This window comes from Pseudarthrobacter oxydans (assembly GCF_034258515.1).
Classification (GTDB): domain Bacteria; phylum Actinomycetota; class Actinomycetes; order Actinomycetales; family Micrococcaceae; genus Arthrobacter.
Genome location: NZ_CP139438.1, coordinates 676,102 through 690,038, shown reverse-complemented (window position 1 = coordinate 690,038; position 13,937 = coordinate 676,102). Strand labels below are relative to the sequence as shown.

Annotated in this window: 12 protein-coding genes; 7 read left to right on the top strand and 5 right to left on the bottom strand. The window is 67.8% G+C overall.

The window, feature by feature from the left end; all coding sequences use genetic code 11:
• Window position 1 precedes the first annotated feature (1 nt).
• Both ppc and SMD14_RS03220 read right to left on the bottom strand, forming a co-directional pair.
• Window positions 2-2,824: a phosphoenolpyruvate carboxylase gene (gene ppc, locus SMD14_RS03225; RefSeq protein WP_321215299.1), complete on the bottom strand. Its 2,823-nt coding sequence runs from the start codon at window positions 2,822-2,824 to the stop codon at window positions 2-4.
• 112 nt (window positions 2,825-2,936) lie between these two features.
• A complete protein-coding gene (locus SMD14_RS03220; RefSeq protein ID WP_321215298.1) occupies window positions 2,937-3,482 on the bottom strand; it encodes a hypothetical protein in 546 nt (181 codons plus the stop codon).
• 95 nt (window positions 3,483-3,577) lie between these two features.
• On the opposite strand from SMD14_RS03220, the gene SMD14_RS03215 reads away from it, so the two are divergent.
• Window positions 3,578-4,426, top strand: coding sequence for a DUF1684 domain-containing protein (locus SMD14_RS03215; protein ID WP_321215297.1), 849 nt, complete (start codon window positions 3,578-3,580; stop codon window positions 4,424-4,426).
• Here SMD14_RS03215 and SMD14_RS03210 read toward each other — a convergent pair.
• Window positions 4,423-5,622, bottom strand: a complete 1,200-nt coding sequence (locus SMD14_RS03210; RefSeq protein ID WP_321215296.1) for an acyl-CoA dehydrogenase family protein — start codon at window positions 5,620-5,622, stop codon at window positions 4,423-4,425. The genes SMD14_RS03215 and SMD14_RS03210 overlap by 4 nt on opposite strands.
• Before the next feature lie 2 nt (window positions 5,623-5,624).
• Window positions 5,625-6,419, bottom strand: coding sequence for an SDR family NAD(P)-dependent oxidoreductase (locus SMD14_RS03205; protein ID WP_321215295.1), 795 nt, complete (start codon window positions 6,417-6,419; stop codon window positions 5,625-5,627).
• A gap of 135 nt (window positions 6,420-6,554) precedes the next feature.
• On the opposite strand from SMD14_RS03205, the gene SMD14_RS03200 reads away from it, so the two are divergent.
• The 4 genes from SMD14_RS03200 to SMD14_RS03185 all read left to right on the top strand — a co-directional run bounded on the left by SMD14_RS03200 (window position 6,555) and on the right by SMD14_RS03185 (window position 11,743).
• On the top strand, window positions 6,555-7,778 hold the full coding sequence (locus SMD14_RS03200; RefSeq protein ID WP_321215294.1) for a glycoside hydrolase family 76 protein: 1,224 nt from the start codon (window positions 6,555-6,557) through the stop codon (window positions 7,776-7,778).
• Between the two features lie 164 nt (window positions 7,779-7,942).
• Window positions 7,943-8,995, top strand: a complete 1,053-nt coding sequence (locus SMD14_RS03195) for an iron ABC transporter substrate-binding protein (protein ID WP_321215293.1) — start codon at window positions 7,943-7,945, stop codon at window positions 8,993-8,995.
• Window positions 8,996-8,999: 4 nt separating this feature from the next.
• Window positions 9,000-10,589 carry an iron ABC transporter permease gene (locus SMD14_RS03190; RefSeq protein WP_321215292.1) on the top strand — a complete coding sequence of 530 codons (1,590 nt, stop codon included), beginning with the start codon at window positions 9,000-9,002 and terminating at the stop codon, window positions 10,587-10,589.
• Entirely contained in the window at window positions 10,586-11,743 is a 1,158-nt protein-coding gene (locus tag SMD14_RS03185; protein WP_321215291.1) for an ABC transporter ATP-binding protein, read from the top strand. Before SMD14_RS03190 ends, SMD14_RS03185 begins: the two co-directional genes overlap by 4 nt.
• Window positions 11,744-11,801: 58 nt before the next feature.
• Here the strand turns inward: SMD14_RS03185 and SMD14_RS03180 are convergent, their stop codons facing one another.
• Window positions 11,802-12,419, bottom strand: coding sequence for a YdeI/OmpD-associated family protein (locus tag SMD14_RS03180; RefSeq protein ID WP_321215290.1), 618 nt, complete (start codon window positions 12,417-12,419; stop codon window positions 11,802-11,804).
• 107 nt (window positions 12,420-12,526) lie between these two features.
• Between SMD14_RS03180 and SMD14_RS03175 the strand changes: the two genes are divergently transcribed.
• Both SMD14_RS03175 and SMD14_RS03170 read left to right on the top strand, forming a co-directional pair.
• Window positions 12,527-13,258, top strand: a complete 732-nt coding sequence (locus SMD14_RS03175; RefSeq protein ID WP_321215289.1) for a VOC family protein — start codon at window positions 12,527-12,529, stop codon at window positions 13,256-13,258.
• A gap of 93 nt (window positions 13,259-13,351) precedes the next feature.
• Window positions 13,352-13,891, top strand: coding sequence for an NUDIX hydrolase family protein (locus SMD14_RS03170; protein ID WP_157239255.1), 540 nt, complete (start codon window positions 13,352-13,354; stop codon window positions 13,889-13,891).
• Window positions 13,892-13,937: the final 46 nt, after the last annotated feature.

Sequence of the window (13,937 nt, the reverse complement as noted above, 5' to 3'; positions counted from 1 at the left end):
CCTAGCCCGTGTTCCGGAGCCCGGCTGCCACGCCGTTGACGGTGATCAGCATGGCGCGCTGGAGGCGTTCGTCAATTTCGGCGCCGCTGATGCCATCAGCGGCTTCAGCCGCTTCAGCCCGGACGCGGCGCAGGAGCTCCACCTGCAGGTAGCTGATGGGATCCAGGTATTGGTCCCGGATTTCGAGTGAACGCTTGAGCGTGGGCTGGGCATCCAGGAGCAGGTTCTCGCCTGTCAGCTTCTGCACCTCGGATACTGTCAGCTCATACTCCTCCCGGATGGACCGGAAGATGTGATGCAGTTCCTCGGGGACGAGGGTGGAGACGTAGTAGCCGGCGATGTCCAGGTCCGTCTTGGCGAGGGTCATCTCCACGTTGGAGAGCACGGACCGGAAGAAATGCCAGTTCTCCCACATTTCCACGAGCTGCGCCGCGTTGCCGGCCTCGCGGGCCGCCTTGAGGCCGGAGCCCACGCCGAACCAGCCGGGGACGATCTGGCGGGACTGCGTCCAGCCGAACACCCAAGGGATGGCACGCAGGCCGCCGAGGCCCGCTCCGGAATCCGGCCGCTTGGACGGGCGGGAGCCGATGTTCAGCGAGCCCAGTTGCTCCACCGGGGTGGAGGCCATGAAGTAGGCCGGAAGGTCGGGGTTGTCGATCAGGTTCCGGTAGCGGTCGAAAGCGGCGTCGGAGATGGTCTCCATGACGTGCCCGTAGCGTTCCCGCTGGTCGGCGGAGGTGCGCGGGTCCTTGTGCAGGGCCGAGCCCTGCAGCACGGCGGCCAGGGACAGCTCAAGGTTTTCGCGGGCGAGCTCGGGCAGGGAGTATTTGTCCGAGATGACCTCGCCCTGTTCCGTGAACTTGATCTCGCCTTCGAGCACGCCGTTGGGCTGCGCCAGGATGGCATCGTACGTGGGTCCGCCGCCGCGGCCCACCGACCCGCCGCGGCCATGGAACAGGCGCACGCGCACGCCGTGCTTGGCGGCGACGTCCCGCAGCTTCCGCTGGGTCTTGTGGATTTCCCACTGGCTGGTCATCACGCCGGATTCCTTGTTGGAGTCCGAGTAGCCAAGCATGACTTCCTGGACGTCCCCGCGCAGGCGCACCAGTTCGCGGTAGGAGGGATCGGACAGCAGCTGGTCAACGATCTCCGCGGAGGCCCGCAGCTCCTCAACGGTCTCCAGCAGGGGCGCGAACCCGAGCCTGGCGTAGGGCTTCTCGCCAAAGAGGTTCACCAGGCCGGCCTCACGGGCCAGGACGGCCGCGGCCAGGACGTCGTCGGCGCCGCGGGTCATGGAGATGATGTAGGTCTCGATGACGTCCGGGCCGTACGTGCGCAGGGCGCGGCGGATCTCACGGAAGACGTCGTACGTGCCGTCAGCGGCGCCGTCGAGCTTGATCGGGTGCCCGGACAGCGGCCGGCGCGAGGCGAGCTCGGAACCGAGCACCTCAAAGCGTTCCTCGCGGCTGAGTTCCGCATAGCGCAGGCCGGGTCCGCCCAGGCGGTCCATCAGCTGGCCAACGGCGTCATGGTGGTGGTCGGCGTGCTCGCGGATGTCCAGGGTTGCCAGGTGGAGTCCGAACGAGGCGATGGCGCGGCGCACCCGGGCCAGTGCGCCGTCGGCAGCCAACGACGCCGAGTGGTTGCGGAGAGAGAGCTCCACCAGTTCCAGGTCCGCCAGGAGTTCGCCGGTGCCGCTGTAGTCGCGGCCGTGTTCGTGGTGCGAGCCCGCCGCCACCCGCTTGCCGGTGTTGATCAGCTTGGCCTTGATGCAGGTCAGCTTCAGCCGGTAGGGCTCCTGGGCGTTGAGCTCCAGCACCCGCTTATCCAGGCCGGGCAGTTTCTGCAGGTCGGCCTCGATGGATTCCAGCAACTCCGGGTCCGCCCCCGCGAGCGCGGTGGAGTTGGAAAGGATGGAGATCAGTTCGTCGATCATGCCGATGCTGATGCGGACCGCATGCTGGTTCTGGATCTGCAGGATCTCCCGGGTGACCGCGGCGGTGACGTTGGGGTTGCCGTCCCGGTCGCCGCCGATCCATGAGCCGAAGCGGATGGGGGCGTCCTGGGATGCAAGGGTTACTCCGTGCTCGCCCAGCAGGTCGGAGAATTCGCTCAGCATCTCCGGCATTGCGTCGGTGAGGATGCTGCCCAGGTAATAGATGGCGTTGCGGGCCTCGTCCACCGGCGTGGGCCGAACCTGGCGGAGCTCGTCCGTCTGCCACATCTGGTCGATGATTTCGGCCAGCTGGCGGTCCTGGCGCCGGCGTGCAGTGGTGCCCTCTGCGGTGGGCCGGGCCAGCACGTCGGAGAGCTTGCGGATCTTGTCCAGCACGGACCGGCGCGAGGCTTCGGTGGGGTGGGCGGTGAAGATGGGGCGGACGTCCAGCCCGTTGACCACTTCCTGCAGCACCGCCGGTCCGGCCTGGTCAGCGATGTCGGCAACCGTCTTGGCCAGCCAGCCGTCCTTTTCAGCGCGCGTGCGCAGCCCCCGCACCCGGTGGACCTGTTCGGCGGCGTTGGCGAGGTGGAAGTAGAAAGCGAAGGCGCGGACCAGGTCGGTGGCCTGCCCGATGGGCAGGGAGCCCAGGAGCTCGCGGACCTGGGCCACGACGTCGTGCGCGCTCCAGGGACCGGTGGCGTCCGCACCGCCGCGGGCCGCTTCCTTGGACTCCTTGGTGAGGAGGCGCACCTGCTCCACCAGGTCAAGGAGCTCAGGTCCGTGCTGGCGGACCAGCGATTCTCCCAGCAGGGTGGAGACGCGACGGACGTCTGCCCTCAGTTCGGAGGCAAGATCGGTTTCGGGATTCGTTGCAGTGTGAGCCATGGAAACTATCTTTCGAGGGTTCGGACTTGGCTCGTACACTGCGCTGGATACTGTGAGCCACGTAACTAGCTAAAGATGCTACCCGCACTTCGGCGGCATAGGGGAATCCGTCTCAGATAATGTCGTGCGCTTGGTAACCTACGTGGCGCTTGACGAGTTCGAGCTCCTTCCGGAGTTGCTCAACTTCAGACTTATAGCCTGTGAATTCTGCCTTGAGCCGCTTGGCTGCCCTGGCGGTGACTACCATGGCCACCAGCGCCAGGGGCACCGAAAGCGCGAGCGCCCAGCCCGCGGCAACAAAGAAATCCAGCGCCACCGGCAACGCGGACCGGAAGTCCACGAACTCGTTGATGCCGTCGGTAACGCCGCCCAGCATCCCTTCCAGCGGTTCCAGGAACTGCCCCACCATCGGTGCGTCAGTGAGCGGAGGCGGGCTCAGTTTTGACTGCTGGTCACCGCCCCAGCGGCCGTCGCCCAGGTGGTTCAGGACGTAGATCCCCGCGCCGGCACTGGCTGCCATGAACACCACCAGGGCTGCCAGACCCGCCAGGTCGGGCCGCCGCGGCCGCCACAGGAGGATTGCCACGCCGACTGTTACTGCCGTGATCCAGGTCAGGGCCTTGAGCCATTCGGTGCTTACTCCAGCAAGTATGTCCACGCCACCTATTCAACAGGGCGGACCGTATCAAAGTGGAATGAACGCCGGCGCGGTGCGGTTGTAGGGTATGGCAATCCGACCGTGTGAAAGGAACCATGGGCACCCTCCCCGCAGCCAAGGTGGAGCGCTGGCAGCGCTTCCGCGACAACCGCAACAAAGCCCTCGCCGCCCGCCACGGCTGGCTGACCCTCACCTCGTTCCAGTGGCTTGAGAACTCCCCCGCCGCCGTCGAACTTGCTCCCGGGCTCTGGTCGACGGACGGTACGACCGCGGAACTCACCGCGGTGCCCGCCGACGGCCTGTCCCTGGTGGAGTCAGGGGAACCGGTGTCCGGGACGATTTCCGCGGCCCTCGCCGATGAGGAGTCGCTGATGTGGGTGCAGTTCGGCGGACCTGGCGGGGACCAGGTGGTGGTGGAACTGGCCATGCGGGCCGGGCGCTATGCCATCCGGACCCGGGACTCGGCCTCCCCCGTGCTCACCGGATTCGCTGGCGTGCCAACGTTCGACTACAACCCGGAGTGGGAGGTGGCGGGCAGGTTCGAACCCTATCCCCGGCCCGTGGGCGTGCCGATCGCCACGGCCAACCCCCTGGTGGACGGCATCCACCGCACCGTGGGTGAAGTGGTGTTCCGCGTCGGCAGCGCCCACGAGTGCCGGCTGCAGGCGGAGGAGGAAAAACTCGGGGCGCTGTCCGTCACTTTCCATGACGAAACCAACGGCGCCGCCCCGCCGGGACAAACAGCTGACTGGCGCAAGCTGTCCCTGCCGCGGCCCCGAACGGATTCATCCGGAAATGCGACCGTGGTGCTGGATTTCAACCGCGCCATCAACTATCCCAGCGCCTTCACCCCGTACGGCACGTGCCCCATGCCGGTGCGGAACAATTCGCTGGACGTGCGCGTCGAGGCAGGCGAGAAGCTTCCGTACACCCGCGAGGATTAGGCGATGGCCGAAACCCCGGTGATGGCGCGGCCCGCAATCAGGGTGTTGACCTCGAAGGACCCTTCGTAGGTGTAAATGGCCTCGGCGTCGGAGAAGATCTTGGCCATGCGGTAATCGGTCACAATGCCGTTGCCGCCCAGGATGGACCTGCCCATTGCCACAGTTTCCCTCATCCGCGCGCTCAGGTATGACTTCGCGAGCGCCACCTGCGGCATGTCCGCGGCGCCGTCATCCTGCAGCCGCGCGAGGGCGGCCATCATGCCCATGCTCGCCACGGCGTTGCCGAGCATCGTCACGAGCTGCTGCTGGATCAGCTGGAACTGTGCCAGCGGGCGGCCGAACTGCCTGCGCTCCAGGGCGTACTGCCGGGCGACGTCGAAGGCGGCCAGCTGCTGGCCCACGGCCTGCCAGGCGACCATGATCCGCGAGCCCCGCAGCAGCTCCTTGGTGTCCTCGAAGCTGCTGACGGACGCGAACCGGTCCGCCTCGGCCACGCGGACGTCCGCCAGGAGGATGTCCGCGTTCTGCACCGTCCGCAGGGCAATCTTGTTCTCGATCCGGGTCCGCGTGACGCCCGGCAACGTGGCGTCCACGATGAACCCGCGGACCGACCCGTCCGCCTCATCCAGCGCCCACACGAGCATGTAGTCGCAGAACGTCCCGTTGCCGATCCACCGCTTGGCGCCGTTCAGCACCCAGGCATCACCGTCGTCGTCCGCCTCGCCTGTCACAGAGGAGATGCGCCTGGCCCGCGTCTCCATGCCGCCCGCCACGTCCGAGCCGTGGTTGGGCTCAGTCAGGGCGAAGGCACCCGTGATGCGCAATTCCGAGGCGTCCGCCAGCAGCCGCTGCTTCTGGTCCGCGGACCCGAAGTCGTACAGGGCCTGGACAAACAGATCGTGGTGGACCAGGAAGAAAGTGGCAATCGAGGTGTCCACGCGCGTCATCTCGGCGATGACCAGGCCGGCGAACAGGTTGCTGTAGCCGCGCTGGGCGGGCGTGCTGAGTTCAAGGGCAGCCAGTTTGGGCAGGATGTGCGCGGGGAACTCGGCCTTGTTCCACCAGTCCCCTGCGTACGGCGCAATCTCGGCGGCCAGGAAATCCCGCAGTTCGGCGAGCTTGTCCCGTTCCTTTTGGCCCAGGAGGGATTCAAAGGCGAAGAAGTCCGCTGAGGGCAGCTCGGGCTGTGTTTCCATGCTCACTTCGGGCCCATCCGGATGGCGCCGTCCAGGCGGATGGTTTCCCCGTTCAGCATGGCGTTGTCCACGATGTGCGCCACCAGGTTCGCGTACTCGCCGGGCCTGCCCAGCCGTGACGGATGCGGCACCTGCGCGCCCAGGGAGTCTTGCGCCTCCTGCGGCAGGCCGGCCATCATGGGCGTCTCAAAAATGCCTGGCGCGATGGTGACCACCCGGACCAGCGAGCGGGCCAGTTCCCGGGCGATTGGCAGCGTCATGGCCGCCACTGCGCCCTTGGAGGCCGCATACGCCGGCTGGCCGATCTGGCCTTCGAAGGCCGCGACCGAGGCGGTGTTGATGATCACGCCGCGCTCGGGCCCGCCCAGCACCGTAGTGGCCGGCTCGGTGGCTGCCATCGCTGCCGCTGCGAGGCGCAGCACGTTGAAGGTGCCGATGAGGTTCACCTGGATGACCCGGTTGAAGGCCTCGAGCGGAAGCACGCCGTCCCGGCCCAGGACCTTTCCGGGGGTGGCGATCCCGGCGCAGTTCACCACGATCCGCAGCGGGCCAAGGCTGCCCGCGGCGGCGACGGCGGCCTGGACCTCGGACTCGCTGGTCACGTCCGCGGGTGAAAAGACGGCGGACCTGCCTGGAGCGCCGGCCGCGTTCAGTTCTTCTGCGAGGGCAGCCCCTGCCGACGACGGGAGGTCAACCAGCACCACGGAAGCGCCGTCGTCGAACAGGCGCCGGGCTGTTGCCGCCCCCAGGCCGGAGGCACCCCCGGCCACCAGCGCCACAGTGCCATTGACGTTCATACATCCTCCTTGATGCGCGTCCCCCATGGCAGGGCGGCCGCGGAGGTTAGTTAGTGAATGTTAACTGAAATACGCGAGGCCTGCATCACCGGGGCCTTCCTGGCCGGCTGGAGGAAGCGGGCTAGGGTGGGATTCATGACGCGTCCGGAGCCCGCCCCTGACCGCCAGGATCTTTCCCACTGGCACGGCAGGGCAAATGAAGCTGCACGATCGGTGACCACGCTCTTCGGCAGGAGGCTCCTGTTCCTGCCGGGCACCCATCTCGGTGCCGTGCAGTGGCCCCCACCTTCCTGGCGCAGGGATCCGAAGGGCGCACTCCCGGGCTCCTGGCATTACTGGTGGCAGGCCCATTACGTTGACTGCCTGGTTGATGCAGGGCGGCGGGAACTCGGCTACGGCGCCACCCCGGCCGCGCGGTTCAACGGCCCGGAACACCCCAGCGCCGGGCGGCTCGCCTCCCGCCTGGTCACCGGCATCCGACTGCGGAACGCTTTCACGTTCGTCAACAGCTATTACGACGACATGGCCTGGCTGGCGCTTGCCACCCACCGGCTCGACAAGCTGGCCGAGGAGACCCGCAGGCCGGGGCGCGGGCGCAACGCGCGCGTCCGGAAGTCCCTCACCCTCCAGTTCGAGGCCGCGTGCACCGCCGACCTGGGCGGCGGCGCTTTCTGGAGCAAGGCGCGGGATTTCAAGAACACCCCGGCCACGGCGCCGGTCGCCCTCTACTTCGCCCGGACGGGCAGCCCCGGGAAGGCACAGGCGCTGCTGGACTGGCTGGGGGCCACCCTCTTCGACCCGGACCAGGGCCTGTACCTTGACGGGGCGCGGCTGAATGCGGCCGGCGAAGTGGTGCTTGAACGGGCGGTCTACACCTATAACCAGGGCCCCGTCCTGGGCGCCCTCCTGGAACAGGGCGGGGAGGCGAACCTTGCCCGGGCAGCAGTCGTGGTGGAGGCGGTGGACCAGCTGCTGACGGTGCCGGCCCCCACCGGCGCACAAACCCCCGGCGAGGGCCGCGTCCTGCGGTGCGAAGGCACGGGCGACGGCGGCCTGTTCACCGGGATCCTCTGCCGCTACCTCGCGCTGGCGGCCGCCGATGTCCGGCTGTCCCCGCAGACCCGCAGCACCGCAGCCACGCTGGTGGCCGACACAGCAGGCGCCTTCTGGGCCGGTCGGCGCCCCGCGGAAGCCGGCCAGGCCGCCGGAAGGAACGGCGCAAGCATCTTCTCCGTACATGCCGCCAAGCCGGCACGGGAAACCTGCCCCGCGGGCACCGCCGTCGAACTTTCCACCCAGCTGCAGGCATGGATGGCTTTGGAGGCCGCAGCAACCCTCCCGGACAGCGCGGGCAATTAGGGCACGCAACAGTTCCGTAATTGTTGTGATCCTGCTCACATAAGGTCATTGTGGTTTGGTGGCTTAGGTATGGCTAACCTACGCTTTTTCACGTAGGCCTCCCGAATCCCCCGGCCCATGAGGACTCCGGTCCCGTTGACTTTTTCCCAGAAAGCAGCCCCTCAATGAAGATCCGCAACAGCGCCTTGGCCGGCATCGCCCTCGCCGCCACCGCAGCCCTCGGACTGACCGCCTGCGGCGGCGGTTCCACTCCGGCAGCCACCGGCTCGTCCGCCGCCGGCGGGGACTCGGGCGGAATCACCGTCTACAACGCGCAGCACGAAAGCCTGACCAAGGAATGGATCGACGCTTTCACGGCGGAGACCGGCATCAAGGTCACCATGCGCCAGGGATCGGACACCGAGCTGTCCAACCAGATCATCCAGGAAGGTGACGCCTCCCCGGCCGACGTTTTCCTGACGGAGAACTCCCCCGCCATGACCCAGGTTGAGAACGCCGGCCTGTTCGCGGACGTGGACGCGGCAACCGCTGCGCAGGTGCCGGCAGAGTTCCGTCCTTCCACCGGCAAGTGGACCGGCATTGCTGCCCGCTCCACCGTCCTGGTGTACGACAAGAACAAGCTCACGGAAGACAAGCTGCCCAAGTCCATGCTGGACCTGGCGAAGCCGGAGTGGAAGGGTAAATGGGCTGCTTCCCCGTCCGGCGCCGACTTCCAGGCCATCGTTTCCGCGCTGCTGGAACTCAAGGGAGAGGCCGCCACCGAGGAGTGGCTCAAGGGCATGAAGGAAAACTTCAAGGCCTACAAGGGCAACAGCACCGCCATGAAGGCCGTCAACGCCGGTGAAGTGGATGCCGCCCTGATCTACCACTACTACTACTACGGGGACCAGGCCAAGACGGGCGAGAACTCCAAGAACGTCAGCCCGTACTACTTCAAGAACCAGGATCCGGGCGCCTTCCTCTCCGTATCCGGTGGCGGTGTCCTGAAGAGCTCCAAGAAGGCTGCTGACGCCCAGGCGTTCCTGAAGTTCGTCACCGGCAAGAAGGGCCAGGAAATCCTGAAGGACGGCACGTCGTTCGAGTACGCCATCGCCTCGGATGTTCCGGCCAACGAGAAGCTGGTTCCGATCGCGGAGCTCCAGGCCCCCATCGTCGATCCCGCCAAGCTCAACTCCGAAAAGGTCACCGACCTGATGACCTCGGCAGGACTCCTCTAAATCCGTGACTCCTGATCTCTCGGCTCCCCCTCGGGGGAGCTCGACGACGGCGGGCCGGGGCAGCAGCCCCCGCCCGCCTTTCGGCGTTTCTGCACTGTCCGCGCTGGCGGTGCTGATTGCCCTGTTTTCGCTCGTTCCGCTGGCCTACGTGGTGTACATGACCGCGGCAACCGGCTGGGACACCGCCGTCGAACTCATCTTCCGGCCGCGCGTGGCCGAGCTGCTGCTCAACACCCTCCTGCTGACGGCGATCACCGTCCCGCTGTGCCTGGTCCTCGGTGTCGCCGGGGCCTGGCTGGTGGAACGCACCGCCCTGCGCGGTGCGCGGATCTGGGCTGTGCTCCTGGCCGCCCCGCTGGCCATCCCCGCGTTCGTCAACAGCTACGCCTGGGTCTCGGCGATCCCGTCGCTCGGCGGCCTGGGCTCGGGAGTCCTGATCGCCACGCTCTCCTACTTCCCGCTGGTCTACATTCCCGCCGCTGCCGCGCTCAGCCGGCTGGACCCGGCCATCGAGCAGTCGGCCGCCGCGCTGGGCCTCGGCGCCTGGCGTTCCTTCTTCCGGGTAGTCCTCCCCCAGCTCCGCATTGCCATGACCGGCGGTGCGCTCCTGGTGGCCCTGCACCTGCTCGCCGAGTACGGGGCGTTCGCCATGATCCGCTTCGACACCTTCACCACGGCGATCATGGTGCAGTACCAGTCAACCTTCAACGGTGCTGCCGGAAACATGCTGGCCAGCGTGCTGGTGTTCTTCTGCCTCCTCCTGCTGCTGGCCGAAGTCAGGAGCCGCGGCACCGCCCGCTACGCCCGCATCGGCCCCGGCGCGCAGGCGAAGGCCCTGCGCCTGCCGCTGCACGCGTACCAGTTTCCCGCCCAGCTGTTCCTGGTGGGACTGACCACACTGGCCTTCGGCCTCCCCCTGTTCTTTGTGCTCCGCTGGGTGGCCTCCGGCGGGACCGCCGCCTGGGCCGCGGACGAGTTCCTGCCGGCCCTCCTCGCCACGCTCGGCTATGGCCTGACCGGCGCCGCGGCCACCATCGTGGTGGCATTTCCGATGGCATACCTGGCTGTCCGCCACCCCGGCTGGTTCAGTAAGTCCCTGGAACTCTCCAACTACATCACCAGCTCCCTGCCCGGCATCGTGGTGGGGCTGGCCTTCGTGACGGTGAGCATCCGGATCGTGCCGGGGATCTACCAGACCGCAGGGGTGCTGGTGGCTGCCTACGTCCTCCTGTTCCTGCCCCGCGCCCTGGTCAACCTCAGGGCAGGCCTGGCCCAGGCTCCGAAGGAACTGGACGAGGCCGCCCAGGCCTTGGGCAAGCCTCCGCTCGTGTCCTTCGTCCGGGTCACCCTAAGGCTCACTGCACCCGCCGCCGCGGGAGGCGCGGCTCTCGTCTTCCTGGCCATCGCCAACGAGCTCACCGCCACCCTCCTGCTGTCCCCCAATGGGACGCGCACCCTTGCCACAGAGTTTTGGAGCAAGAGCAGCGAGATCGACTACGCGGGCGCCGCGCCGTACGCCCTGCTGATGATCCTGCTCTCCGCGCCGATGACTTACCTCCTTTTCCAGCAGTCCAAGAAAGTAGCCGGACAGTGACAGAACAAGCCCCCTCGAGGCTGCCGGAGCCGCGGGTCGCACCGTCCGTGGCGCCCACCACCAACAGCCACCTGGAGATCACCGACGTCACCAAGAACTTTGGCAACCAGGCCGTCCTGAAGGGCGTCAACCTCTCCGTCGCCAAAGGCGGAACCACGGCCATTGTGGGCCCGTCCGGGTCAGGCAAGACCACCCTGCTGCGGCTAATCGCCGGGTTCGAGCACCCGGACACGGGCAGCATTGCGCTGAACGGCACCAAAGTAGCCGGCGACGGCGTCTGGGTGCCTGCGCACAAACGGCACATTGGGTACGTGGCCCAGGACGGCGCCCTGTTCCCGCACCTCAGCGTGGGGCAGAACGTCGCCTTCGGGCTCGATCCGGACCGCCTGCCGGGGGGCCGGCGTGCTGTGGCCGGACGGATCAGCGAACTGCTGGAAATGGTGTCGCTGGACCCGGCCATGGCCAAGCGCCGCCCGCACCAGCTCTCCGGCGGGCAGCAGCAGCGCGTAGCGCTGGCCCGGGCCCTGGCACGCGAGCCCGAACTGATGCTCCTTGATGAGCCCTTCTCAGCACTCGACGCGGGGCTCAGGGTAGCCACCCGCAGGGCAGTGGCGAAGGTCCTGAACGAAGCCGGCGTCACCACCATCCTGGTGACCCATGACCAGGCCGAGGCGTTGTCCTTCGCGGACCAGGTGGCTGTGATGCGCGGCGGCAAACTCGCCCAGATCGGCAACCCGTTCGTGGTGTACACCCGCCCCGCGGACCGGGCCACGGCCGAATTCCTGGGGGACGCGGTCATCCTGGACGCCTGGCTGGAGGGTTCGCTGGCAACCTGCTCCCTGGGGGCGATCCCCGTCCGCAGGCCGCCGGTCCAAGGCCGGGTGCAGCTGATGCTGAGGCCTGAGCAGATCAGGATTGCCGAGGACGGGCCCATCCGGGGAGTTGTGGTGGACACCGACTACTTTGGCCCGGAAACAACGGTGCGCCTGAAACTCTCCGTCCCGCCACAGCTGGCCTCCAGCCCGGACCACCGCTACCCCGGAGGCGGCGAGATCATCACCATCCGGCACTGGAACGCCTCCATCGCCCGGCCCGGCATGGAGCTGTGCCTGCGCGTGGTTGGCGAAGGCGTGGCCTTCCCCCTGGACGACTGACCCCAACTGGGTAGCGCCAAGTGTCGTTTTGGGGCCTCAAAACGACACTTGGCGCTACTTAGTTGGGGGCGGGCGGCGTGGTGGGGGCGGGACGCTTCTTCTGCGGGTACGGAGCCTCGCCCCGCGCCAGCATCTCCACGAACCCGGCAATCCGCCGTTCCCGGGTGGCGGCCTGCACAGCGGAGTTGACCCGGTAAATCAGGGCGAACCGATTTGTCTTGGTCAGGACGTCGAACATCGCCTGGGCGGCGGGAACCGCGGCAATGGCGGCGGCCAGGTCCGCGGGAACTTCGGCCACGGCCTGCCCGCCGTATGCGTTTGCCCAGCGCCCGTCAGCCTTCGCTGCATTCACGGCCGCCCACCCGGCGTCGGTCATCTTCCCCGCTGCATCAAGCCGCGCCACGTGGCCGACGTTCCGTGCCGACCACGGGCTCCTCCGGGTCCGGGGCGTCATCCGCTGGAGCGACGTGTGCTCATCACGGCGGCGCGTCTGGCCATCGATCCAGCCAAAGCACAGTGCCTCGTCCAGTGCGGCGGCGTAGTCCAGTTCCGTCACGTTTCCGCCCTTTTTGTGCAGGACCAGCCACACCCCGGGGCTGGTGCTGTGGTTCGCATCGAGCCAGTTGCGCCATGCCACCGCGTCCGGCAGCAGCAGTTCCTCAAGTTCAACGGCCATGCCCCCTATTGTGCTCCTGCAGCCCGCCGTGACAAGCGCCGAGACACCCGCCGGCCCACGTGGCAGTATGGGCCCTAAGCGTCCCGTTCCGACCCGAAGGACAAGCCATGCTCCGCGTCCGCCCCCTTCATTTCACCTCCCGGCCCGACTCCTGGGACACGCTCCTCACCGCGTTGGGCATGGTCATTACCGAGAACGACGCCGGGTGGCGGGTTTTTGACGCCGGCTCGGGCCGCCTCGCCCTCCACACCGTCCCCGCAGGCGCCGCGGAGGACGGCACCACAGCACTGGCGGTGGAGGTGGGCGACCTTGCGGAATTCGCCCGCCGGACCAATCTCGCGGCAGAGGAGGACGGCGCCGCCCGCGCGGAACTCGTCACCGCGGACCATGGCGAGGCCTGCAGGATCACGGCCCCCGACGGATTCACGTTCTTGGCGGACAAGGCGTCCCACTTTGCGCAGTGCGCGGACGCTGACCCGGCGCTGGCCGTCGCCGGGGTCTGGTTTACCGAGGATCCCGCCGCCGCCGCCCGCACGCTGCAGCACATCGGGGCGCGCCCGCGCCCCGTTCCGGACCAGGACGACACTGCCGACTTTTCCACCAAGAACGGCGGTGTCCTGCTGGTGCGCCCGGCTTCAGGACCGGCACGTTCAGGCCTGGGCTTCGAGTACGACGGCGCGCTGGAACCCCTGCGGGAACGCCTCGCCTCGGCAGGTCTGCAGGTCAGCCTCACGGAGGAAGCGTTCGGACGCACCCTCCATGTAGCCAATCCCGACGCGGGCGGGCCCGGCGCCGGGCACGTACCGGCCACCCTCTGGATCGCCGGGCGCCACGGGTGACAGGCCACGCCGGAACGACAGCCCGTGCCGACGCATTCCGCCGGCAGCTTAGCCTCGCCCTGCCAGCAGGGTCCCATGGGGTAGAACTTAACCATGAACGTGCGCACTCCTGACCCGAATCCCGGCTGGCTTTCCGAAGAAGACCTCTTTGAGGCGCGCGGGCGGCTGCCCATGGTGTACGTGGAGGCAGTGCCGGTGAGGCTGGACCCCCTGGGCTTCGTGAACGAAGTGGGAACCCTGCTCCAGGCGGACGAGGACGGAACCATGGTCCGGTCCCTCGTGTCGGGCCGCGTCATCTACCGCGAAACCATCCGCGCCGCCCTGCTGCGGCACATGGAAAAGGACCTGGGACCGCTGGCGTTCCCGCAGCTGCCCATCAGCCCCGTGCCGTTCACGGTGGCCGAATACTTCCCGGCGCCGTCCCAGACCGGCTTCACCGATGAGCGGCAACACGCCGTGTCGCTGGCCTATGTCATCCCCGTGACCGGTGAGTGCGAGCCCCGCCAGGACGCCCTGGAACTGACCTGGATGACCCCCGCGGAAGTCCTCAGCCCGGGCGTCCAGATGGAGTTTTCCGGCGGCCGCGGTGCCCTCATCCGCCAGGCCCTGGCCTTCGCCGGCGTGGGCTTCTGACACCCCGGCAGCAAGCTGGGGGTCCCCGATTTTAAGGGCCCGCCTT

What these genes read in the sequence shown, in the direction of transcription:
- ppc (WP_321215299.1), bottom strand. Translation starts at nt 2,824, where the DNA reads ATGGCTCACACTGCAACGAATCCCGAAACCGATCTTGCCTCCGAACTG.
- SMD14_RS03205 (WP_321215295.1), bottom strand. Translation starts at nt 6,419, where the DNA reads ATGAACGTCAATGGCACTGTGGCGCTGGTGGCCGGGGGTGCCTCCGGC.
- SMD14_RS03170 (WP_157239255.1), top strand. Translation starts at nt 13,352, where the DNA reads ATGAACGTGCGCACTCCTGACCCGAATCCCGGCTGGCTTTCCGAAGAA.
- SMD14_RS03215 (WP_321215297.1), top strand. Translation starts at nt 3,578, where the DNA reads ATGGGCACCCTCCCCGCAGCCAAGGTGGAGCGCTGGCAGCGCTTCCGC.
- SMD14_RS03195 (WP_321215293.1), top strand. Translation starts at nt 7,943, where the DNA reads ATGAAGATCCGCAACAGCGCCTTGGCCGGCATCGCCCTCGCCGCCACC.
- SMD14_RS03200 (WP_321215294.1), top strand. Translation starts at nt 6,555, where the DNA reads ATGACGCGTCCGGAGCCCGCCCCTGACCGCCAGGATCTTTCCCACTGG.
- SMD14_RS03175 (WP_321215289.1), top strand. Translation starts at nt 12,527, where the DNA reads ATGCTCCGCGTCCGCCCCCTTCATTTCACCTCCCGGCCCGACTCCTGG.
- SMD14_RS03210 (WP_321215296.1), bottom strand. Translation starts at nt 5,622, where the DNA reads ATGGAAACACAGCCCGAGCTGCCCTCAGCGGACTTCTTCGCCTTTGAA.
- SMD14_RS03180 (WP_321215290.1), bottom strand. Translation starts at nt 12,419, where the DNA reads ATGGCCGTTGAACTTGAGGAACTGCTGCTGCCGGACGCGGTGGCATGG.